The organism is Paenibacillus sp. FSL H3-0321 (assembly GCF_038002865.1).
Lineage (GTDB): Bacteria > Bacillota > Bacilli > Paenibacillales > Paenibacillaceae > Paenibacillus_AQ.
The window spans coordinates 7089119-7110068 of sequence record NZ_JBBODH010000001.1 but is presented as its reverse complement, the minus strand read 5'-3'; the positions used below and the strand labels follow the sequence as shown (position 1 = coordinate 7110068).

Annotated in this window: 22 protein-coding genes and 1 other RNA gene; 6 read left to right on the top strand and 17 right to left on the bottom strand. The window is 51.1% G+C overall.

Going from position 1 to position 20950, the window contains the following annotated elements; genetic code table 11:
• Positions 1 to 74: 74 nt before the first annotated feature.
• From MHI45_RS31325 to MHI45_RS31305, 5 genes are all read right to left on the bottom strand, one after another.
• Positions 75 to 839, bottom strand: a complete 765-nt coding sequence (locus MHI45_RS31325) for a pseudouridine synthase (RefSeq protein ID WP_076112329.1) — start codon at positions 837 to 839, stop codon at positions 75 to 77.
• A 2-nt stretch (positions 840 to 841) separates the two neighbouring features.
• The gene (locus tag MHI45_RS31320; RefSeq protein ID WP_076112381.1) at positions 842 to 2368 is read right to left on the bottom strand and encodes an RsmB/NOP family class I SAM-dependent RNA methyltransferase; all 1527 of its coding nucleotides are present in this window, start codon (positions 2366 to 2368) and stop codon (positions 842 to 844) included.
• Between the two features lie 98 nt (positions 2369 to 2466).
• Complete coding sequence (locus MHI45_RS31315) at positions 2467 to 2922, bottom strand: DUF309 domain-containing protein (RefSeq protein WP_340899864.1); 456 nt, start codon at positions 2920 to 2922, stop codon at positions 2467 to 2469.
• A complete protein-coding gene (locus MHI45_RS31310; RefSeq protein ID WP_038589698.1) occupies positions 2912 to 3724 on the bottom strand; it encodes a GTP pyrophosphokinase in 813 nt (270 codons plus the stop codon). Before MHI45_RS31310 ends, MHI45_RS31315 begins: the two co-directional genes overlap by 11 nt.
• Positions 3725 to 3752: 28 nt before the next feature.
• Complete coding sequence (locus tag MHI45_RS31305) at positions 3753 to 4847, bottom strand: quinone-dependent dihydroorotate dehydrogenase (protein ID WP_340899142.1); 1095 nt, start codon at positions 4845 to 4847, stop codon at positions 3753 to 3755.
• A gap of 210 nt (positions 4848 to 5057) precedes the next feature.
• Between MHI45_RS31305 and MHI45_RS31300 the strand changes: the two genes are divergently transcribed.
• On the top strand, positions 5058 to 5195 hold the full coding sequence (locus MHI45_RS31300; protein ID WP_179091796.1) for a hypothetical protein: 138 nt from the start codon (positions 5058 to 5060) through the stop codon (positions 5193 to 5195).
• Here the strand turns inward: MHI45_RS31300 and MHI45_RS31295 are convergent.
• The 3 genes from MHI45_RS31295 to MHI45_RS31285 all read right to left on the bottom strand — a co-directional run bounded on the left by MHI45_RS31295 (position 5192) and on the right by MHI45_RS31285 (position 8519).
• Positions 5192 to 6658: a L,D-transpeptidase gene (locus MHI45_RS31295; RefSeq protein WP_341118577.1), complete on the bottom strand. Its 1467-nt coding sequence runs from the start codon at positions 6656 to 6658 to the stop codon at positions 5192 to 5194. The genes MHI45_RS31300 and MHI45_RS31295 overlap by 4 nt on opposite strands.
• 166 nt (positions 6659 to 6824) lie before the next feature.
• The gene (locus MHI45_RS31290) at positions 6825 to 7067 is read right to left on the bottom strand and encodes a ferredoxin (RefSeq protein ID WP_076112325.1); all 243 of its coding nucleotides are present in this window, start codon (positions 7065 to 7067) and stop codon (positions 6825 to 6827) included.
• Between the two features lie 159 nt (positions 7068 to 7226).
• Positions 7227 to 8519, bottom strand: coding sequence for a DNA polymerase IV (locus MHI45_RS31285; protein WP_038599352.1), 1293 nt, complete (start codon positions 8517 to 8519; stop codon positions 7227 to 7229).
• 226 nt (positions 8520 to 8745) lie between these two features.
• On the opposite strand from MHI45_RS31285, the gene cimA reads away from it, so the two are divergent.
• The gene (cimA, locus tag MHI45_RS31280) at positions 8746 to 10365 is read left to right on the top strand and encodes a citramalate synthase (protein WP_076112324.1); all 1620 of its coding nucleotides are present in this window, start codon (positions 8746 to 8748) and stop codon (positions 10363 to 10365) included.
• Between the two features lie 88 nt (positions 10366 to 10453).
• Here the strand turns inward: cimA and MHI45_RS31275 are convergent, their stop codons facing one another.
• A complete protein-coding gene (locus MHI45_RS31275) occupies positions 10454 to 11017 on the bottom strand; it encodes a TlpA family protein disulfide reductase (protein ID WP_076112323.1) in 564 nt (187 codons plus the stop codon).
• A 163-nt stretch (positions 11018 to 11180) separates the two neighbouring features.
• Between MHI45_RS31275 and MHI45_RS31270 the strand changes: the two genes are divergently transcribed.
• On the top strand, positions 11181 to 11657 hold the full coding sequence (locus tag MHI45_RS31270; RefSeq protein WP_076112322.1) for a M67 family metallopeptidase: 477 nt from the start codon (positions 11181 to 11183) through the stop codon (positions 11655 to 11657).
• Here MHI45_RS31270 and MHI45_RS31265 read toward each other — a convergent pair.
• Genes MHI45_RS31265 through MHI45_RS31255 form a run of 3 tightly spaced genes read right to left on the bottom strand, consistent with a single transcriptional unit; the run spans position 11639 to position 14889 of the window.
• Complete coding sequence (locus MHI45_RS31265; protein WP_038589680.1) at positions 11639 to 12388, bottom strand: exonuclease domain-containing protein; 750 nt, start codon at positions 12386 to 12388, stop codon at positions 11639 to 11641. The two genes, MHI45_RS31270 and MHI45_RS31265, sit on opposite strands and share 19 nt — an antisense overlap.
• Positions 12385 to 13458: a DUF294 nucleotidyltransferase-like domain-containing protein gene (locus MHI45_RS31260; protein WP_076112379.1), complete on the bottom strand. Its 1074-nt coding sequence runs from the start codon at positions 13456 to 13458 to the stop codon at positions 12385 to 12387. Before MHI45_RS31260 ends, MHI45_RS31265 begins: the two co-directional genes overlap by 4 nt.
• A gap of 36 nt (positions 13459 to 13494) precedes the next feature.
• Positions 13495 to 14889: an ammonium transporter gene (locus MHI45_RS31255; RefSeq protein WP_076112321.1), complete on the bottom strand. Its 1395-nt coding sequence runs from the start codon at positions 14887 to 14889 to the stop codon at positions 13495 to 13497.
• A gap of 669 nt (positions 14890 to 15558) precedes the next feature.
• On the opposite strand from MHI45_RS31255, the gene MHI45_RS31250 reads away from it, so the two are divergent.
• Both MHI45_RS31250 and MHI45_RS31245 read left to right on the top strand, forming a co-directional pair.
• Positions 15559 to 15990 (top strand): MerR family transcriptional regulator, encoded by a 432-nt coding sequence (locus tag MHI45_RS31250; RefSeq protein WP_076112320.1) that lies wholly within the window; start codon positions 15559 to 15561, stop codon positions 15988 to 15990.
• A gap of 34 nt (positions 15991 to 16024) precedes the next feature.
• Entirely contained in the window at positions 16025 to 16702 is a 678-nt protein-coding gene (locus MHI45_RS31245; protein WP_379142704.1) for a zinc metallopeptidase, read from the top strand.
• A gap of 50 nt (positions 16703 to 16752) precedes the next feature.
• Here MHI45_RS31245 and MHI45_RS31240 read toward each other — a convergent pair whose 3' ends face one another.
• Together MHI45_RS31240 and MHI45_RS31235 are read right to left on the bottom strand one after the other, a co-directional pair.
• Entirely contained in the window at positions 16753 to 17667 is a 915-nt protein-coding gene (locus MHI45_RS31240; protein WP_038589672.1) for a LysR family transcriptional regulator, read from the bottom strand.
• A gap of 14 nt (positions 17668 to 17681) precedes the next feature.
• Complete coding sequence (locus tag MHI45_RS31235) at positions 17682 to 18308, bottom strand: rhomboid family intramembrane serine protease (protein WP_341118576.1); 627 nt, start codon at positions 18306 to 18308, stop codon at positions 17682 to 17684.
• Positions 18309 to 18418: 110 nt separating this feature from the next.
• Between MHI45_RS31235 and tpx the strand changes: the two genes are divergently transcribed.
• The gene (tpx, locus tag MHI45_RS31230) at positions 18419 to 18937 is read left to right on the top strand and encodes a thiol peroxidase (protein ID WP_341118575.1); all 519 of its coding nucleotides are present in this window, start codon (positions 18419 to 18421) and stop codon (positions 18935 to 18937) included.
• Between the two features lie 191 nt (positions 18938 to 19128).
• Here the strand turns inward: tpx and MHI45_RS31225 are convergent, their stop codons facing one another.
• The 3 genes from MHI45_RS31225 to MHI45_RS31215 form a co-directional block, all read right to left on the bottom strand.
• Positions 19129 to 19518 carry a DUF1499 domain-containing protein gene (locus tag MHI45_RS31225; RefSeq protein ID WP_340899150.1) on the bottom strand — a complete coding sequence of 130 codons (390 nt, stop codon included), beginning with the start codon at positions 19516 to 19518 and terminating at the stop codon, positions 19129 to 19131.
• A 161-nt stretch (positions 19519 to 19679) separates the two neighbouring features.
• Positions 19680 to 19872, bottom strand: a non-coding RNA gene (ssrS, locus tag MHI45_RS31220) — 6S RNA.
• A 103-nt stretch (positions 19873 to 19975) separates the two neighbouring features.
• Positions 19976 to 20830, bottom strand: a complete 855-nt coding sequence (locus MHI45_RS31215) for a YesL family protein (RefSeq protein ID WP_340899151.1) — start codon at positions 20828 to 20830, stop codon at positions 19976 to 19978.
• Positions 20831 to 20950 lie beyond the last annotated feature (120 nt).

The following is a 20950-nucleotide window of genomic DNA, read 5'->3' as shown; positions in this document are numbered from 1 at the left end:
AGCTTACAAAACCCCCGTCAACTAAAACACGTACTTTAATTAAGCCGGTATTAAATCAGCAGCGGGGCTATTTCTCATGTTTCCCGGCCGTCTGCACCGAGCAGACTCAGCTCTTCTGCCGTCAACTCCCGGCAAGCGCCCAATGGCAGGCTTTCGTCCAGCTTCAACTCCCCCATAGACACCCGCTTCAGAAACGTCACTTTTTTGCCTACCGCAATAAACATCCGCTTCACCTGATGGAATTTCCCTTCGGTAATGGTTAGGGAGATTTGCGAGGTGACTTTGCTGCCGCGCTCCCTGCCGAGGATACTCAGCTGTGCCGGGAGAGTCACATAACCATCTTCCAGCTCCACACCGGCGGCAAATGCAGCCACATCCGTTGCGTCTACTTCGCCCTCCACGATAGCCTCATACGTCTTCGGCACATGTTTTCGCGGGGACAGCAGCTCATGGGCGAGCTTGCCGTCATTGGTAAGCAGCAGCAGTCCAACCGTATCCTTGTCCAGTCTCCCGACCGGAAACGGCTCAAACTGCGCATACGCCGGCTTCAATAAATCAAGAACAGTCCGGTCCCGTTTGTCTTCTGTAGCAGACAAGACGCCCGGGGGCTTGTTCATCATCAGATAGATATGCTCGCGGTACAGAATCGGCTCCCCATTGAGCTCTACCCTGTCAAGATAGGGGTCAACATGAAACCCGCTGTCCTTTACCACAATCCCATTAACAGTAATCAACCCCTGCTTCGCCTGCTTGCGGATGTCACTGCGGGAACCTGCGCCCATATGGGACAGCACTTTATCGATCCGTTGTTTCTTAGCGTTATTTCCCGATGCCCCCATGCCTATGTCCACCTCCAGCCAGCCGGATATTCATTCTTCAGCATTCCGTCCTGCCACTTCGCCCAGCCTGCGCTGTACCCGTCGATACAGACCAGCACATACCCTTTGAGTACACTGCCTGACTTCACAGACAGTCGTTCAGCCGGAATGGACAACGTTTCGCCTTTAAGATAGGAGACCGCTTCACCGCTGCTGCCGGACAGGGAAAGACTGCGGCAACTCTCCTCCGGGTGCAGGGCGGTAGCGAGCGGATGCCCGGGAATAAACCGGCCGCTGCGCACATGGCCCACATACCAGCCTGGACGGATCGTCTTCAGTCCATCCAAGGCTTCTTTCGGCAATGGCGAGATGTACAAATGTTCGCCGAACCATACAGGATATCCCGCAGGCTGCCAGCCGAGCTGCTCCTTGAAGAAATCGGCATAAGCGGCAAGCAGTGCCTCTTCTCCTACGCTTTGCTGTTCTCTGCCGGAGCCGTTGCCGGATTTGCCGAATGCACGGCCGCCTTTGCCGCCGCGTCCTCTTTCTGTTTTGCCTCCAGCTGCTTTAGCTGAAGGTGATGCTTTGCCTGACTTGTTCCGCGCAGCGATCCCAAGCGCAATGTCCCGGTCTCCGCCTTCCTCTTCCGGAACGAGGCTTCCATCATGGCGCAGCACGGCCATGAAATGTCCCTCGCCCTTGACCTTATGCGGCCACAGCCGGGCCGTCTCCGGCAATTCGCCGAACCCCGGGGCGAAAGAGCCTGTGCCGCCTGCCGGAACCAGTGAGAACCGGGGATGTGCGGCCAGAAAATCGGCTATCGTCCCCTCATTCTCTTCTACCGCAAACGTGCAGGTCGAATAGACCAATGTCCCGCCGGGCTTCAGCGCCGCAGCGGCAGAGACAAGAATGTCCCGCTGCATCGCCGCATATTTCTCCGGCGTTCCCGGCTCCCACTGCTTCACCATGTCTTCATCCTTGCGGAACATGCCTTCACCGGAGCATGGCGCGTCGATTAGAATCCGGTCAAAGAACCCGGGGAATGCCGCTGCGATCCGTTCCGGGCTTTCATTCAGTACAATGCCATTGCGGACACCGTAAAGCTCCAAATTTTTGGCCAAAGCCTTGGTCCGCTCCGGATGAAGATCATTGCTGACCAGAAGACCTTCGCCTTGCAGCTTAGCGGCGATCTGCGTAGATTTGCCGCCCGGTGCGGCACATAAATCCAGCACCCGGTCACCTGGCTGCACATCAAGCAGCTCCACAGGAGCCATTGCACTCGGCTCCTGAATATAATACAGGCCGGTATGGTAATACGGATGTTTGCCAGGTCTGGCGCCTTCCCCGGTATAGAATCCGGTCGGACACCAGGGAATCGGCTCCAGCTCAAAAGGTGCTAGCGCCAGCAGGTCCTTCACCGATATTTTCAAGGTATTGGCGCGGATGCCGCCATAAGGAGTTTCCTTGTAGGTCTCCGCAAATTGTTCATACTCCGTTCCCAACAGTTCTTTCATCCGCTGCGTGAACGAGCCGGGCAATTGTGCCGCCATGTTGCTTTCCTCCTGCTTTTTGTTTCTGAATGTAGGAATGAAGAATTCAAGGAACACCCCGGTGGAGTGCTCCTTGTTGTCTTGCTGTATTTATTGCTTCATTTGCGGTGCGGTGAGTGAGCCGGCCGCTGGGGCCCCCTGCGCTGCGGCAAGTTGGGTATAATCCGGGCAGCTGCAATCTTTACAGCCTCTTCCAGGCCGGGATCTGCAATTTCAAGGGTCAGATCATAATAGGGAAACGGCTGTTCATCATAACCTTCCAGCTTGCGGACATACTGACCAGTCTCCTGTACAAGCTTCGCAAGATGAATTCCCAGTGTTTCATCCGGATACTTCTGCAGCACAATATGTGCCCCGCCCAGCATAATCCTCCCGCCGCGCACATTCCCGTTGCGGAAATGATACAACCCGACCGCTACCTGAAGAAGTGCTTTGTACAGCGGATCACGGTCTTTGGCCAGCCACAGCTCTTCAAGCACCTCATGACATTCGAAATAATCTCTGTCTCTATTGAAATAGACCAGGTACGCCAGATAGAGCGGTTCATAGACCATCCGGCAGACTGTCCTTCTTCGCATTAGAGAGCAGCTCACGCACATGGTCCAGCAATTCCTTCATCGCATCCATATCCTGGGCCTGCCAGATCACATTGAAACGTTCCTGGCTTTCAATCGCCTCGTTCACCAGATGATAGAAATACAATTGATGAATCGCCTTGAGCAATTGAGTCGTCATATTGGAATTTTCTTCGAAGGTTTTTTGAGCCTCCAGAATTTCTTCACGGATGCTGGACATTTCACTGTCCAGTATGGAAGCGGCCTCTGCCGCCGTCTTAAGCCGCACCCGCATTTCATCGGGCAGGCTTTCACGGTATTTATAGTTCAGCGAATGCTCGATGGTTGCCCAGAAATTCATCGCCAGTGTGCGGATTTGAATCTCGGCGAGTACAATCTTTTGCCCCAGAGCCGTCTGAACAGGATATTTAATAATCATATGGAAGCTGCGGTAGCCGCTTTCCTTGTAATTGGTGATGTAGTCCTTCTCGTAAAGCACTTCAAGATCCTTGCGGGCACGGATATACTCTGCCACTCTGCGGATATCCTCAACGAATTGGCACATGATGCGTATGCCGGCGATATCCTCAATACCTGTCTCCAGATCTTCCATCTTCACATTCAGCCGCTTGGCCTTCTCCAGAATGCTGGACAGCCGCTTCACGCGTCCGGTTACGAACTCGATCGGCGTATATTCCTCTCTCTTCTTGAGCTCCGAGCGCATCGTCTTGAATTTAACCTTGAGTTCCTCCACAGTCTGTTCATATGGAAGCAAAAAAGTTCCCCAGTCCCTGCCGTCCATCGCCTTCGTCCTCCTGTCCATTCATCCTTCAGTGATGATCAGCGCCCACCGCTTCTAGGATATTACGGAATCCGTCCCGCCGCAGAAGCTGCCTAAGTCCGGCATGCAAACTACGGTTAACCTCCGGTCCTTCATAGATGAGAGCTGTATAAATTTCAACCAGGCTGGCACCTGCCCGGATTTTGTCATAAGCATCCTGGCTGGTAAAAATACCGCCTGAACCAATAATCGGCAGCTTGCCGCCGGTCTGGTGATAAATGCTGCGGATAATCTCCGTGGAACGGTCGCGCAGCGGTTTGCCGCTGAGGCCCCCTGTCTCTCCGGCTTTGTCACTCTTCAGCCCCTCGCGGTTGAGCGTGGTGTTCGTAGCGATCACGCCGTCCACACCGGCTTCAGAAAGTGTATGTACCATATATTCAAGCTCGGTGTCGCTGACATCAGGAGCAATCTTGACCAGCAGACTTTTGGCCATACCGCTTTTCTCACGCTGGAGTTCCATTTCCTCTTTCACTTGGGCCAGCAGGTTCGATAATTCACTGCCATGCTGGAGACTCCGCAAATCCGGTGTATTCGGAGAGCTGATATTAACCACAAAAAAATCACCGTACGGATAAAGCGTACGGATACACTGCCGGTAGTCCTCATGTGCTGATTCATTTGGGGTCACTTTATTGCGCCCGATATTGACCGCCACAGGAATTCTGCGCTTCTTCAGCACCTTCAGCCGCTGGGCCATAGCCTCTGCGCCTTCATTATTGAAGCCCATCCGGTTAATCAGCGCTTCGTCCGGAAGAAGACGGAATAACCGCGGGCTGTCATTGCCCGGCTGGCTCTTGGGCGTAACCGTACCCACTTCCATAAATCCGAAGCCAATTGATGAGAAGCCGCCCACCGCTTCAGCGTTCTTATCCAGTCCTGCCGCAAGACCCACCGGAGTAGGGAAATGCAGACCGAACAGGTCTACCGCAAGATCGGCTGTCTCTGGAACGCCGTACATCAAGCGCATGGCCGCGCTGCCGCCCGGAACCAAGGCCGCTTTGTTCAAACCGCCTATGACGAGATGATGTGCCTTCTCCGGGTCCATTTTAAAGAAAATTGGTTTACCTAAATTTCGATACAGCACCGTTCTCGCTCCTTCAAGGGATAATACGTGATGTCCCGCGACTCCCCGTTTCTATAGGTTTCTTCTTAATTTTATCCGTTTCGGGAAGAAAAGAAAAGTTTTTTGCCCAGGTGATGCCTGCGAGCGAAATGCAGAGTATAGTATTTTTCTTGCAAACGCATTACAATGTAAGGGTAATCACCGATCAAGAGAGAAAGAAGGATGACCAGTATGTCAACTAAACGCAAACCTCCTACACTCCAGCAGAAGAAGGAAGAAGTCAACCGCAAAGCAATCCTGTGGATTAGTGTAAGTCTGGCCTTGCTGATTCTTCTTATTATTGTTCTATTTCTTGTAGCAGGTAATTAATTCAGCCAGTGGTAGACTTTGTGGGGGTTGGTCTGATTTTGAGGTGCTCCAGAGGGATAGGCTTCCTCCGGAAGCAGCAGCTCCTCAGGCAGAACCCCTTTAGTAATCTGAACCTTCGTTCCCATCGGTACCATGGCGAATAATTCCTCCACATCTTTGCGGTTCATCCGGATACATCCCAGCGATTCATCTTTGCCTATGCTGTCAGGCTCATTTGTGCCGTGTATGGCATAGTTGCTGTCCGAGAGCTGCATCCCGCGGCTGCCGAATTCCCCGTTGTCATGGCCATTCGGATTGACCACCTTGTCTGTGATCGTAAAAGTCCCTTCAGGGGTTTTGTCGCCGCCGAGTCCAATCTCATAGTTCCGCAGAATTATCGAGCCGCTGGTCACTGCCAGGCGGTGTTTTTGTTTATCTACAATAATAGTCAGCGGTCCTGTAAAAAAGGGCATTTCCGACGCCGCATCACCGCTTGCTTCAGGAGACTTGCTGCCCTGGACAGCTGCAGGAATCCCCGTTGCCGTGGCAGTATCCGGCTTGGCAGTAGCCGCCGGGACCTGCGGGACTGCCGGGGAAGCTGCCGCACGCAGCGAGGCAAACTTCGCTTTCATCAGCGGAGTCGTCCCCCCCAGCCAATTTCCCGGAAACGGCGCCTCCAGCTCCCCAAGGGATTTCGGCAGCACGCCCTTGCTGCTCTTATAGGCTCGCATGGCGCTCCACAGCACAGCCAGCTCCTCCTGGTCCTCCTGCCATCCTGCCGCCTGTTTCTTCAGCTCTGCTGAATCCGGGGGCTGGCAGGCACAGACCGCCGAATTGTAGGATTGGTATACAATCCGACCTTCCTTACTCTTCTCCAGCGTTGCCTCGAGCGGCAGCTTCTTCTTCCATATAAGCCATTTGCCGGAGCGTTCCATTCGCAGGATCGCCGTTGAGCCGGTCGGCTGGCTGCTCTGCAGCAAGCCCGCCAGCGCCTTGCCAGGTCCGGCAGCGTCCCCCGGCTGTGCCGTAAAGGCCAGCTTTACCGGATCCGGGGCCGGCTGTTCTCCAGTCTCAGGCACGGCTGTTGCCGTAAGTTCCTCCGGTAAATCTGCCGGAGCTCCGCCGGCAATCTCTGGAGCCGAGTTGTCCGTCTCACCGGGGCCGTGAAGGGTACCCGGCGCAGCTGCATCCGGCAGAAACACCAGCAGCAGCAGCACTAGTGTAAGCAGAATACGGCGCATTCTCTGCTTGTTCTGGTGACGCTGCCGGGCAGCCTGGAGCAGGCCGTCTTCATATTCACGCAGCATTTCGGCCGGCACCTTGCTGTGCTCGAAAGCTTCGTATACTTCACCGGCCTGATTGAAGCAGTAATTCGCTTTGCCTTGCTGGCCGTTCTTATAGTATTCCTTACCAAGCAAGTACCATGCCATCTTGTTTTCAGGATGCAACTGAACATACGCCTTAAGATGCTGCGAGTTTTTCATCGGGGCCTCCGCGGGTTTGTGATTCTTTCCTTATATATATCGGTCAGTCCATCAAAAAAAGACATCCCCCAACCGAATTTACGCCGGCGAAGAGATGTCTTTATGTAAATATAAGGTTCGCGCTGAGCGATCCTTATATCCTGTAGTCAACGAAAAACCTCTTGGATTAACCTTCTTTATTAAAAGGAGCATCCGCAATTTTGATGGAGTCCGTTGGGCATCCATCTGCAGAATCCTGCAAATCGTCGAACAAATCATCCGGAATTACAGTACACCCGCGATTGCTGTCATTCTCGTAGATCACTTCTGCCAGACCTTCATCATCATAATCAAAAATATCAGGGGCCGTCGCGCCACAAGCACCACAAGCGATGCAAGTATCTTTTTCGACCCAAGTGTATTTAGCCATTTTTCCTCTGCCTCCCGTTAAACAATACAGCCTGCTGTAGCAGCCTGTTATTTTTCTCATATTAATATAAATAGAATACAATTTCAATGAGTTTTCAATTCGTTTCCATTTTCGACGCATATTCCATTGCTTGAATGTCCGTGCCGGGCAAGGCTTTTCTCATGTTTTATCAGGATCAACACTTTCGAGATTGTCCTTCTGCAGTGAGGTGCCGCGCTCCTTGTGATTGCGGAGGCGGGCCGAGTGGCTGTCACTTAGCATTCCGGCCGTCAGCACCGCATTCTCGCCGAATTTGTTGCGCAGCATATCCATCGTTTTGTTCAGGGACTCCTTCTTCGGCTGACGTTCATAATCGAACAAATCCAGCTGGATAGCGGAGTCCTCCTTGGGGCTCAGTCCCTGCAAGGTAACACCTAGCAGGCGCACCGGCTTGTCCCCCTTCCAGTGCTTGGCAAACTGCTCGCACACCGTCTTATAGATGTCTTCAGCACTTTCTGAAGGAGTCTCTAGCTGGCGCGACCGGGTAATGGTCTTCATGTCGGGTGTGCGGATCGTAAGCTGCACACCTGCTGCCACCAAGCCCTGCTTCCTCAGCCGCCGGGCAACCTGGTCGCTAAGATTCAGCAGAATTGGCCGGGCCTCTGCCAGACCGACTACATCTCTCGGCAAGGTTGTCGTATGCCCGATCGACTTGCTCTGTTCGCGCTCGGGATTCACAATGCCGTGGTCAATACCGTTGCCCGCCCGTTTCAGCCACGAGCCCATGACCCCGAAATAATCCACCAGCATCTTCTCATCAGCCGCAGCCAGCTGGCCGATGCTGTAGATGCCAAGCTTCCGGAGCTTTTCGGCTGTTTTTCCGCCGATGCCGAACATTTCATTACATGGCTTGTTCCACAAAATATCCGGCACATCACGCAGCCGGAGGACGGAGATTCCGTTGGGCTTTTTCAAATCCGAAGCAATTTTGGCCAGCAGCTTATTGGGGGCAACCCCAATGGAGCAAGGCAGCCCAAGCTCCTCCATGATCCGGCGCTGGATGGCCCCGGCAATCTCCAGTGGAGTCCCGAACTGTCTGGAGCCGGTAATGTCGAGATAACATTCGTCTATTGAGACTGCTTCAAGCAGCGGAGTATAGCTGTAGGCAATCTGCATGAATGCATTCGAATACTTGCGGTATAGATGAAAGTTCGGTTGAATAACAATTAACGATGGACAAATCCGGAGTGCCTTCTGCACCTGCATGCCTGTTGAGATTCCCAGCCTGCGTGCAGCATAGGAGCAGGTAACAATAATCCCTCTTCGCAGCTCCACGCTTCCGGCAACTGCCGTCGGTTTGCCTTTGTATTGCTCCGGATCCTCCGCCTCATGCACTGAGCAGTAGAAAGCATTCATATCCACATGCAGAATAACCCTGCCGCTCGTTGGGTAATACTGATCCACGTTCTGCACAATATCTACCTTCTTATCTTCAGGGTTTCCATTGTCGGATTTAGCATACCTCTTCAACTGCCGGAAGGTCAACAAAAGCAGAAACGCTGTAAAGTTCTTTGTTACATTCCCGCGTAAAAATGCTATAATATAAAAATTCATTTCCCTTAAGCGGATGCTTCCGAAGTAAATTTTGTACGGAGTAAATCCAGGAAGCCATTCTCACAAAACTTTTAGGAGGACTCCCATGTCTAAGTCCATCTCCATCTTCGATACGACACTACGCGACGGCACCCAAGGCGAAGGCATCAGCCTGTCGGCGGATGATAAGCTGAAGATTGCCAGAAAACTCGATGATCTGGGTGTGCACTACATTGAAGGTGGCATCCCGGGAAGCAACAATAAGGATATCGAATTTTTCAAAAGGGTCAAGGAATTTCATTTAAATGCCAAAATCACCGCATTCGGCAGTACCCGGCGCAAGAACTCTGTAGCCGAGAACGACGACAATCTCCAAAGAATGATTGATGCCGGCGTACCGGCGGCTACTTTGGTCGGGAAATCGTGGGATTTCCATGTGCATACTGCCCTGCAAACTACATTAGAAGAGAATCTGGCGATGATCGGCGACTCCATCGCTTATCTGAAACGCAAAGGCCTCGAAGTGATTTTCGATGCTGAGCATTTCTTCGACGGCTATAAGAACAATCCGGAGTATGCAGCTGCCGTCCTGGCTAAAGCACGGGAAGCCGGTGCGGACTGGCTGGTCATGTGCGATACAAACGGCGGCACACTCCCGAATGAGATTCAAGACATTGTATCAGGTATGGCCGGGAACCTTCCGGGCGCTTCATTGGGTATCCATACCCATAATGATTGTGAGCTTGCGGTCGCCAATACGCTCAGTGCCATTGGCGCAGGTGCCCGGCAGGTGCAAGGCACAATCAACGGTTATGGTGAGCGCTGCGGCAATGCCAACCTGTGCTCGATCATTCCCACTCTGCAGCTTAAGATGGGCTATCACTGTATTCCGGGGGATTCCCTCCCCCAGCTGACCAACACCGCACGCTTCGTGAGCGAGGTCGCCAATGTGAATATGCCGGTTAATCAGCCTTATGTTGGAACGGCCGCATTCGCCCACAAAGGCGGCATTCACGTCTCTGCGATTATGCGCGACTCGCGTACCTATGAGCATATTGCTCCTGAACTGGTGGGCAACAAACAGCGCGTGCTGGTCTCTGAGCTGGCCGGCCAGAGCAATGTCCTGTCCAAAGCCCAGGATATGGGCCTCAGTCTTGACCCAAGCAGCGAACAGGCCCGCAAGGTGATTGACAAGATCAAGAACCTGGAGCATCAGGGATACCAGTTCGAAGGCGCCGACGCCTCACTAGAGCTGCTGCTGCGTGAAGCCACCGGCGAGATGAACGAGCTGTTCACTTTTGAATCCTTCAAAATGCTTGTGGAGAAGACAGCCGGCAGTCCGGTCGTTTCCGAGGCCTTCGTCAAGCTGAAGGCCGGCGGAGAGAACCTGTATACCGCTGCAGAAGGCAACGGTCCGGTCAACGCGCTGGACAACGCCCTGCGCAAGGCGCTGCTGCCCTACTTCCCGCAATTGGATGAGATGCATCTCTCCGACTATAAGGTTCGTGTGCTGGATGAACAGGATCAGACCGCTGCGAAGGTACGGGTTCTGATCGAATCCAGAAATTATACTAATACCTGGAGTACGGTTGGAGTATCCAGCAATGTCATTGAGGCCAGCTGGGAAGCATTGGTCGACAGTATGCGCTATGCCCTTTTGGGACAAATCTCACGCGAAAACGACAAGAAGTCCAGCAGTGAGCCTAGAGGCTTAGTCAACCATTAAAGATTCGGCCACAAATGCCTCAGACAAAGCCCCCCTGCAGCCGGGAAAACACCCGTTCCGCAGGGGGGCTTTAATAGTTGCCGTTTCTTTAAGAGCCGGTTAGTGTGATGATTTTCTTCTCCAGCTCTTCGGGAGTCAAGACACCGAGAATGATCTCGGAGATCACCCCATTTTTGTCAATCAATACATTGGTAGGAAACACCGCACCGTTATATTTATCGAACACCTTGCCCTTTAGATCAAACATGACCGGAAAGGACAGCATATATTTTTTGATGAAACGTTCGGCGTTGGGCTTATAATCCTGGCTGGTCACATTGATTCCATAAATATCAAGAACATTCTTATATTTAACAGCCATTGCATTCAGCTCTGGAGCCTCCAGCTGACACGGTTCACACCAGGAAGCCCAGAAATTAAGCATCAGTGCCTTCTCCCGAGGTCCACCTACGTCATAAACAGTGCTGTCGTTTCCCTGCAAAGTGAAGGATGGAGCCAGTAAGCCAGCACCTGCACCGCTTTCCAGGTTGGTCGATTGCTGCACTACTGGTACTGACTCGGGCTCAGCCCTGAATTCATGCGCAATGACGAGAACGGCCAATATCACAATCAGGGCCACAACAGTTACATTTCGTTTATTCACAGCTCTCATGGGAAGACCGTTCCTTTGCAAATGGGATGGTTTGCTCCTATTGTACCCCCAATATGTGCAGTTTCAAACCATCCTTTACTTCCAAGTAAAATCAGCTTCTTCCGTACAAAAAAAAGAGGATTCCGTCGGAGACGAAATCCTATGAAGAGAGAGGGGTGAATATATGACAGCATACCAGGGAAAAACCCAGCCCATCAGACTGGATAGCTCCGTACAGCTCATGCTGGGGAAGCATTTGCTGACCTGTTATCCGCATGAAGCTTGCGGCGTACTGCTGGGTGCTGCCGCAGCGGGCGGCATGCACATCAAGGACTATGTCCCCATGAGCAACGTAGCGCCTGACCCGCTGCATGCCTTCGTTCCTGATCCCCGCGAATGGGTAAAGGCACTCTACAACGAACCCGCCCCTGTCGGTTTGTTCCACTCCCATCCCCATTCTGCCCCCTGGCCTTCTCCCTCCGACATCGAGGGACTAAGCGCACTGGGTCCCGAATTCAAGGTATACCTGATCGGTTCTCCCTGTACGGACAAGAATGAGGAAATAACGTTGAGGGGCTTTCATATCGACCGGCTGTCTGATTCAAGTGGAACAGCGGTTTACCGGCTGCTGCATGCTCCGCTCTATGCTCTGCTTAAATAAGCATACAGATCTCCCAAGGTATCGACCTGCCGCTTCTGGGAGATCTCGTTCAGATAAGACACCCATAGCCGCGCCGTCATTTTGGCATCCTCCAGCGCATGATGCCGCCCTTGGATCGGAATTTCGTGTACGGCAAGAAGTTCATCCAGCGTATAATTGCTGCGGTGCGGCTCAAGCCAGCGGGCCAGCATCATCGTATCCAGCACTCTGTGGGTAAGCTGCACTTTGGAGGTTTTCCATAATGCAGCATTCAGAAAAGACTTGTCATGTGCACTTCCGTGCGCCACCAGCACCCGCTGGCCCACAAAGGACATGAAATTATGCAGCCCGTCCATTAACGACGGTGCAGCGGATGTCATCTCTTTGGAAATCCCCGTAAGCTTGGTAATATTATCCGGTATCGCCGTCTGGCAGTTTACCAGTGTATAAAAACACTCATCTTCTTTTATTTCTTCGCCTACTACACGAATCGCACCAAATGACATAATCTCATCCCCATGCTGGTGGGAGAAGCCTGTCGTTTCCAGGTCAAAAATAACGGTCTCAAGTTCAGCGAGAGGGGTATGCAGCACTTCAGGACGCCGTTTCTCGCGCATCAGGGAACGGATAAAGGCCATTTGCTGTGCCGTTTGCTGTGCCGATTCCCCGCCTCTCATCGAAGCGATGGCGGATGGCATTCCGCCTTGTCTCAGGTTGTTCCAGAATCCGCCGCCTTTGTTCGGCTCCTTCATGACTGTCTCCTTTCCGCTGACCGGAGCTGACGCTGCAGTGCCCTGTGCAGGCGCCTGACGAGCAGCAGACTTTCCCGCAGCTCGGACATGAGCTGCTTATTCTTCAGATCACTTTCAGCAATATAATCACTGCTGGACAACAATCCGTCGTTTACACTGTAGGGAGTGTTCGCACGCATCCGCAGCGCGGTCAAAAATGACCGGCGGATATCTTCAAGGTGCTGGTACTTGTCAAGCGCCCCCAATACTTCCAGCCTCTTCAGCGTGGAGCTGTCCCAGACTCCTTCAAATAAAGACAAATGTCTAACAATATTGACGAGCGGAATATAAACACCATATTTAACATCAAATCCCCCGGCGTAATCGCCGAACCGTTCCGTCAGTACCTGTCCAAGAAGATTTAGTGTCGCCTTGTGGCGGACCGTATTGCGCAATACCGCCGTGGACAGCTTCTCGTTGCCGATAAATCCCGCATGAAAAGCTTCCCGCCACTCCGCGGATAACTCCGCGTTCCCGGCTACATGGCGCATATCGGAGGAAATAATCAGATAACGGATCGGCTCCCATTCCAACTGGTCCATCCAGCTCTGCAGCTGTTCTCTCCATTCCGTCAGTGTCTTGCACCAGAGCGGCTCGGAGCACATCACCTTGCCGCTGCATTTCTCATAACCCACTTGTTCAAATAAATCCGACAACATCGCTCCAAAGGCCCGGAAATAACTCTTCTTGAGCCCATCCGGTTCCCCTTCCACAATCAGGCCGTTATCCTGATCACTCCAGAGCGTAGCTTCCTGCCTGCCTGCGCTGCCAAACACAATAAAGGAATAGGCGCAGGGAGGCGGGCCGTAGCCCGCCTCTTTCATCTGCGCCTCACATATGATTACTGCCGCTTTCGCAATACTGTCATGCATTGCATTGACACGGGTCATCCATTCCTCGATTGGAACAACGTTTAACTGTGCCAGAAGTACGGTTTGACAGGCCGTGCGCCTTGCCTTAAGCTCCTGCGGCGAACCGGCCGTTGCGATGGACAAGTAATTTTTATCTTCATTCCACTCTGCTGACTCCATCGAAGCCACTCGGTCCGCCCCCCATCTATGAAGTAGTTAATTTTTAAGGGTCTTGGATTCCGATTCTGCAATCAGTTTCATTTGTTCAGGATAACCGTAAGTACCATGTTCACTGATATCAAGGCCCATCAATTCTTCCTCTTCGGTAACACGCAGGCCGATAGCCAACTTAATTACGTAGAGAATGATGAAGGACAGAACTGCTACGAAGACAAAGGTACCTGCCACACCCAGCACCTGTACGCCGAGCTGGTGGAATCCGCCGCCGTAGAACAATCCGGCTTTACCAACAAGCGCGCCTTCCGCAATCAGATCAGGTGTTGCGAACAATCCGGTGGACACCGCTCCCCACATCCCAGCGATACCATGTACAGAGAAGGCATAGATTGGATCATCAAGGCCGGCACGTTCCAGCCATTGTGAAGTCATGAAAGTGAATGCTCCCGCTACAAACCCGATAAGAATTGCCGCCCAAGGCACTACGAATGCGCAAGCGCCTGTGATTGCAACCAGTGCAGCCAGAACACCGTTCAGCATTGCCGGGATATCCGACTTGCCGAAGTAGAGCCAAGAAGCGATCAGTGCAGCCAGACCGCCAGCCGCAGCTGCCAGGTTAGTTGTCAATGCTACGTGGCCGAAGAATCCGCCCATTGGAGACAATGCGCTACCAGGGTTAAATCCGAACCAGCCGAACCAGAGGATGATAACACCGAGTACTGTGAATACTTGGTTATGTCCCGGAATAATAACCGGCTTGCCTTCTTTGTTGAACTTGCCAAGACGGGGTTTCAGCAAGATTGTCGCGACTACAGCCGCCGTTGCACCTGTAAGATGGACAACCGTTGAACCCGCATAGTCCTGCATACCCAGTTCAGCCAACCAGCCACCGCCCCATACCCAGTGAGCTACGACAGGGTAGATAACTACAGAGAACAGAATTCCGAAGATAATGTATACACTAAGCTTAGCACGTTCCGCCATACCACCGGATACGATGGCCAGAGAAACTGCGGCAAAAGCCATTTGGAAGAGGAATTTAACGTTTAAGGTTACATCTGAGAATGCCAGGGAATCGAATGATGCTGCTTGTGTTTCACCACCATAGAAGAAGCCTGTAGTTCCGAAGAACCCGTTGCCGTTACCGAAGCCCAGGCCAAAACCCAGTGCCCAGAAACACAAGCTGGCAATTGCGAGTGTCAATACGGTCTTACCAGCTACGTGGCCCGCGTTCTTCATCCGGACTGAACCGGCTTCAAGCATTGCAAACCCCGCTTGCATAAAGAATACAAGAATAAATGCCAGGAAAGTAAACGCCGTATCCAATCCGATTTGGAGATCCGGTGCTGCCGGACCTTCAGCGGCAAATGCGCTGACCGGGTAGACCATCAGTGTAATCATGGCCAGAAACATCATTATCATCTTTTTTTTCATTCTTTACCCCACTCCCCAATGTTATATTTTCTAACAAAGCGTGAAACTCTTAATGTCATTATAATCAGAAGTCAGGTAAATTGACAAGACTATTTTTATGAATGTTGCGATTTATTTCTTGAGGCACATGATTTCTTCAGTGTTTGCCTGTAGCTACGCATTTCCGCTGTTAAATCACAGGTTTCCAGCCGATCAGCAAACCTTATTCATGCAAACGCATACAGCAAAAGCGGACTTCTCCATGTATGAATATGTGTTTTTATTAATGTAAATGATCCAAGATGCTGTATTGTATGTTAAGTATTCTGAACATATATCAAGTGAATGGCGCTTATTTTGCCGAATCCCTTTCTTTCATGAGCAAAAGAAGCGGCGCGCTTTTCCGTCAATTCAATAAACATGACACAATATGTGACATAATTACAGAAGCCACTCCAGCCTTGTGAATATACCGCAGTTCGTAAGGTCCAATCGGTGTACACTCTTAATAGAAGGAAGACCTGTTTTTCCGAAGGTATCTTTGGCTTTAACCCTGCATATACTTAAAGTAAGTGTCACGTTTGACTGTACGGTTTATCATTTGATATCATTATAAGTATAAATATAGTAAGAAGAGCGCCGGATCAAACCGGCCGGATTCTGTTAGCGAGGTGAGAAGAACATGGGGATATGACCCTGTACCGGATTGGCGAACTGGCCAAAGCTGCAAGCATCAGTGAACGCACAATCGATTATTATACGAAGCTGGGACTCATTGTACCAGAAACCAGAAGCATGAAGAATTATCGGCTGTACAGTCATGAAACTTTAATCGCTCTGGAACGTATCAATCAGTTAAAGCATGAGAAATATACATTGGAAGAAATTAAAACCATGATGAGCAAGTGGAATTCAGCCGCACCAGAAACCGATGTTTCGGATAAACTCGTGGAGCTGGAGCTGCAGATGCAGCGGCTTGAGCGCGAAGTGAAGGCACTGGAACCGATGATCAGCGGACTGAAACCGGTCCAAGCCAAACGAGCGCTGGCTGCACTGCTTCCGCAGGGCGTTGCGTGCATGGAGGCGATCCGGCTGCTGCTTTTGCAGGGGCCGCCAATGTAAATAGTATTTTTACACCATAGTGGAGGAATGTTATATGATGCCTTTGATGTATTTGTTAGTTATTATCGCTTTTCTATTCTCGTTATGGGCTCAGTTCAGAGTTAAAGGCAACTTCAATAAATGGTCCAAGGTTGCCAACATGAACGGTTTGACAGGTTATGAAGCCGCACGGCGCATGCTTGATGCCAATGGCCTTTATGATGTACCGATCGAACCTGTGCGCGGCACCCTTTCCGACCATTATGATCCCGTCCACCGGGTGGTGCGCCTGTCGGAGCCTGTATATTATGAAAGCTCCATCGCCGCTGTCTCTGTCGCATGTCACGAGATCGGCCATGCCATTCAGCATAAAGAACATTATCCTATGCTCACCCTGCGCCACCGGATGTTCCCGGTTGTCAATTTCGCTTCCGGCGTAGCCCCCTTCATGCTGTTGGCAGGATTTATTTTCAGCTCATTGAATCTCATTGGTCTGGGTATTATCTTCTTCTCGGCTGCAGTAGCCTTTCAGCTTGTTACATTGCCGGTTGAATTCAACGCCAGCAGCCGGGCCCGTCAGGTCATGGTTGAGCAAGGCTACATCCGCAACGAGGAAGAGCGTGGCGTAGCCAAGGTCCTGAATGCAGCTGCCTTAACTTATGTTGCTGCCGCTCTGGTCTCCCTGCTTGAACTGCTGCGTCTGATCATGATGTTCTTGGGAAATCGTGATTAAGCTCATCTAGTTAACCCGCTGTCAATATACAGAGCAAATACCCCGGAAGGCTACGAGCCGACCGGGGTATTGTTATTTCTGTCTTTGAAATACGTCAGCAGGAAAGTGCGGAAGGAGCGGGCTACCAGCGGCAGCTTGCCCTCACTGCGGTGAATGATTCCCACCGTTCTGGTCACAACGGGATCTATCACCCTCACTTGAGCCGGCTGCATAGGATTAGTCTGATACAATGCCGTTTCCGGCAGCAGGCTCACTCCCATGCCAGCGGCAACCAAACCTCGTATGGTATCAGTCTCTCCGCCCTCAAAAGCAATCTGCGGCTTGAACCCTGCCTGCAGGCAGGCTTGCCATACGATCGGCCTCAGTGAATATCCCTGGCTGAACAAGACGAACTTTTCTTCCCGCAGCTGTTCAAGCCGGATTACCTTCTCTCCGGCAAGCGGATGATTCTGCGGAAGGATCGCGAACAGCTCCTCTGTCATTACAATATCTCCGGCGACATGACCGTCATTTTCGGGGAAGGGAGAAATAAAAGCCAGATCCACTTCACCGGACAGCACGTCTTTAATCAAAGACGGAAAAGACCCCTGCTTGAAACGAAACTTAACCTGAGGATAATGCCGGCGAAACTCCGCCACAATGGAAGGTATAAGATGCGTACCCAGGCTATGCGGAAATCCGATGCGGATCTCTCCAAGCTCCGGGTCCAGAAATTCATGCACCTCAGCTACCGAGCGCTCCAATTCCTTCAGCACCGACTCTACCCGTTTGCAAAAAAGCTGCCCCACCGGGGTGAGCTGCAGATTGCGCCCCTTTTGCATGAATAAGTCCACTCCAAGCTCCTGCTCCAGCTGATGAATCTGGCGGCTAACCGCAGATTGCGCCACATGCAGCTCTTCTGCCGCTCTGGTAACATGCTCTTTTTGCGCTACCTTCAAAAAATATTGCAGCTGTCTAAGTTCCACGAATCCAACACCTCCTACCTTCGGCTTTTTTTGAATACCCGTATAATAAGTCCATAAAGAAAGAACCCGGCCACGAGGCCGCCAATATGGGCTGTATAGTCCACATGAGGTGTGGCGAAGGACATAATAATTCCCATCACCAAAAGCCCGTACAACGTCTTACGTGAGCTCTCATCCATCATCGCTCTCTGCAGCAGCGCAATATAGAGGAATGCGCCGTATACGGCGTAGATCGCTCCTGAAGCCCCTACTGACACCGTACCGTAATCCACCACTGAACGGCTGCTGACCGCGACTCCCAGAAGATTGGCAAGGAAACCTCCCGCCAGATAGAGCAGCGCGTAACGCCACCAGCCCATCAGCCGTTCCAAAGGCGGAGCAAACACCAATAACGCAAAACAGTTAAAGAACAGATGGGCAAAGCCATTGTGCAGAAACATCGCCGTCGCATAACGCCACAATTCCTCTTTCAGCGGGCTGACATTAACGGTTCCCCCGTAATCAATCAGTGTCTGGATATTTGTGGAGCCGCCGTTTAACGTCAGAACAATAAACATAATCACATTCGCCAATATAAGCAAACAGGTTACCGGATAATACCGGAGATAGCTTCTCCACTTTTCATATCGTATGAATATCATAACACCCACCCTTTATGTAAGTTGTCGGTTGGACATCCAGCTTCTAAAAAGATTATAATTTATTGTGGCAGTAAGAATCCAATATTGCAATTCAAGGAGGAACCAAGGATATGACGCAAGAAAGAACAGGCGTGGCCGCATTTAAAGGCAACCCCATCACACTGATGGGTCCGCAGCTCAAAGCCGGAGATTCCGCACCACAGTTCACAGTGAGCAAGAATCTGCTGGAAGATACTTCCCTCAGTGATTACGCCGGCAAAATCAAGCTGATCAGCGTGGTGCCTTCTCTGGATACCGGTGTATGCGATGCGCAGACCCGCCGCTTCAACAGCGAGGCCGCAGAGCTCGGCGATGATGTCGTTATTCTCACCATCAGTATGGATCTTCCGTTCGCCCAAGCCCGCTGGTGCGGCGCTGCCGGCATTGACCGGGTCATCACACTGTCTGATCACAAGGAAGCAGCCTTTGGACAAGCCTACGGCGTCCTGATTAAAGAATTCCGTCTGGATATGCGTTCCATCTTCGTAATCGACAAAAACGATACTTTGGCTTATGTGGAGTACCTCGGCGAAATGTCTGAGCATCCCAATTACGAGGCTGCTATTGCAGCTGTAAAGGAACTGCTGTAGCCTGCAGCCGAATTGTATTTCATTCGTAGTACATGAAAATCTATAAGTTCTGATTCTTTAAAAAAAAGCGGCAGAAGGTCATCCTTCTCCCGCTTTTTGCTTATGGGTAGCCCTATTGTTCAATGACAGGCTGCATCTTCACACTTCACGAAACCGTATACAATCTCTGAACAGAAAAGTGCAGCTTGCCTTTATTCTGTCTTGTATTTGCCCAGCTTCCTATCAAGAGACTGGTACAGACGCTGAATTACTCGATAGTTGGCGCCCAGGTCGCCAAGCGAACCTCTGGATGCCGAGTACATATCTACGCCGCAACGCACCGGCGAGGTATTTAGCACCGACACAGTAATATCCAGCGTACGCCCGAATGCTGTTCTCTTCTCAAGCGTAATCTCTCCTACAGATTGCACTTCATGAAGCACTTTGAAGCCAGGAATCTTCTTCAGCGTTGAGGATATTTCTTCCCACGCCTTATCTCTAGAAAGAGTGTAGTAACGCGTCTTTAATGCCGGATCTTTTGCACGGTCGCTTGTTCCGTCATGACTGCGAAATAAACCGACCAAGGTTCTTTTCAACGACAAAATTCTTCCCCCTCTTCAAATCCCAAGTTCATTAGTCTAAGTGTAACACTCTTATCCCAGGAACAAAAGGGCATTGCTCACTTTCACCTTGTTCACTATAAACAAAAAGGTACCCCATCCCCGCGGGTAAGCGGGAAACAGGGCACCTTGTCAAAAACAGTAGAAAACCCGCCTATGCCGTCCGGCTACAGTGTCTTCTGAACCTGCTATAGCAGGTGGGTGACCGCAGAAGTCGTTTTTGAATTCCCCGCGTCGTATAGACAGGGCCTTTCAGCCGCGCTTCGTATAGATCTCCCAAGACATTATCATTGGTTCAAAACAACGAGCAACCGTAAACGTACATCGCAGGATTTGTTACTATTATATTGCGTCTTGACGAAAAAGTAAACCTGTATGCGCTTTAATTTACACTGGAATAAATTTCTCGCCTAATTTCGCGGCTTATGTGTAATTAATGTTAAATCCGTTTTTTATCTTTATCTGAATCGTACTCATCATCGTCGTCATCATCGTCGTCATCATCTTCATCGTAATCTTCTGCCTCAAGCAATTCCGCAGCTTCTCTTTCAGCGGCCTCCTGGGCTTCCAGTTCCTGTTGCTTCTTCTTCTCCACCTGCAGTTGCAGCTTGTTGTATGTAGCGTAAAAGTTAAAGAAGGCGAAAAAGGCAATCAGTGTAGGAATACACAAGGCGTAAAGCACCGGATACTTCAGACCTATATAGACAAGAACCGCTGCACCAATAAGCGTGGAGAATACGCGGATCGGCCGGGCGATTGTCAACAAAACGGAGTTGGTCACCACTTCTTTGAAGGTCATTTGATAATGAACCACAATCGAGAAGAAATTAAACATGGAGACGAACAAAATAATCATCAGCACCAGCATCAAAATACCGACGATTCTGAAATTCGCCATTTGCGTCATGTATACGGTCACATCTACGTACATCACAACAAACAGCACTGTGTAAATTAATCCCCCAAGCATACTCTTGAAATAATTTTCTTTGTACCCCTGGAAAAAAGTGCGGAATGTGCTAACATCGCTATTGCCCATAACCCATTTGCGTACAACCGTAAATAGTGCCGCTGTTGCCGGGAACACCGTAAACGGTGCCAAAATACCCATCGCCCAGTTCAGTGTGATCTGTTCATTGGGGCCGCCTGCACCCGATCCCCACATAATCATCTTCATTACTCCCATGAACAGAAACGGAACCGAACAGATTGCCCACAAAATGTTACTGAAGGCGATACGTGAAATCCATTCCGTGACGCGGTATAGACCGCCCATTGCTCCTTTAAACTCCAATTCCCTTCCTCCTGTCTGTCTCGCGCATACTGCGTATCTTAACTATACCTTATTTGACCCGGACTTTTCCAGCGCCCATTCTTAAGATTCTGGGTTATGGTCTATGCAAGCCCGACGATC

Excerpts from the sequence above, each read along its gene's own strand:
- MHI45_RS31325 (WP_076112329.1), bottom strand. The coding sequence starts at position 839 with ATGGGGGCATCGGGAAATAACGCTAAGAAACAACGGATCGATAAAGTG.
- cimA (WP_076112324.1), top strand. The coding sequence starts at position 8,746 with ATGTCTAAGTCCATCTCCATCTTCGATACGACACTACGCGACGGCACC.
- MHI45_RS31300 (WP_179091796.1), top strand. The coding sequence starts at position 5,058 with ATGTCAACTAAACGCAAACCTCCTACACTCCAGCAGAAGAAGGAAGAA.
- MHI45_RS31270 (WP_076112322.1), top strand. The coding sequence starts at position 11,181 with ATGACAGCATACCAGGGAAAAACCCAGCCCATCAGACTGGATAGCTCC.
- MHI45_RS31290 (WP_076112325.1), bottom strand. The coding sequence starts at position 7,067 with ATGGCTAAATACACTTGGGTCGAAAAAGATACTTGCATCGCTTGTGGT.
- MHI45_RS31310 (WP_038589698.1), bottom strand. The coding sequence starts at position 3,724 with ATGGACGGCAGGGACTGGGGAACTTTTTTGCTTCCATATGAACAGACT.
- tpx (WP_341118575.1), top strand. The coding sequence starts at position 18,419 with ATGACGCAAGAAAGAACAGGCGTGGCCGCATTTAAAGGCAACCCCATC.
- MHI45_RS31235 (WP_341118576.1), bottom strand. The coding sequence starts at position 18,308 with ATGATATTCATACGATATGAAAAGTGGAGAAGCTATCTCCGGTATTAT.
- MHI45_RS31255 (WP_076112321.1), bottom strand. The coding sequence starts at position 14,889 with ATGAAAAAAAAGATGATAATGATGTTTCTGGCCATGATTACACTGATG.
- MHI45_RS31260 (WP_076112379.1), bottom strand. The coding sequence starts at position 13,458 with ATGGAGTCAGCAGAGTGGAATGAAGATAAAAATTACTTGTCCATCGCA.
- MHI45_RS31250 (WP_076112320.1), top strand. The coding sequence starts at position 15,559 with ATGACCCTGTACCGGATTGGCGAACTGGCCAAAGCTGCAAGCATCAGT.
- MHI45_RS31315 (WP_340899864.1), bottom strand. The coding sequence starts at position 2,922 with ATGGTCTATGAACCGCTCTATCTGGCGTACCTGGTCTATTTCAATAGA.
- MHI45_RS31295 (WP_341118577.1), bottom strand. The coding sequence starts at position 6,658 with ATGAAAAACTCGCAGCATCTTAAGGCGTATGTTCAGTTGCATCCTGAA.
- MHI45_RS31275 (WP_076112323.1), bottom strand. The coding sequence starts at position 11,017 with ATGAGAGCTGTGAATAAACGAAATGTAACTGTTGTGGCCCTGATTGTG.
- MHI45_RS31265 (WP_038589680.1), bottom strand. The coding sequence starts at position 12,388 with ATGAAGGAGCCGAACAAAGGCGGCGGATTCTGGAACAACCTGAGACAA.
- MHI45_RS31245 (WP_379142704.1), top strand. The coding sequence starts at position 16,025 with ATGATGCCTTTGATGTATTTGTTAGTTATTATCGCTTTTCTATTCTCG.
- MHI45_RS31320 (WP_076112381.1), bottom strand. The coding sequence starts at position 2,368 with ATGGCGGCACAATTGCCCGGCTCGTTCACGCAGCGGATGAAAGAACTG.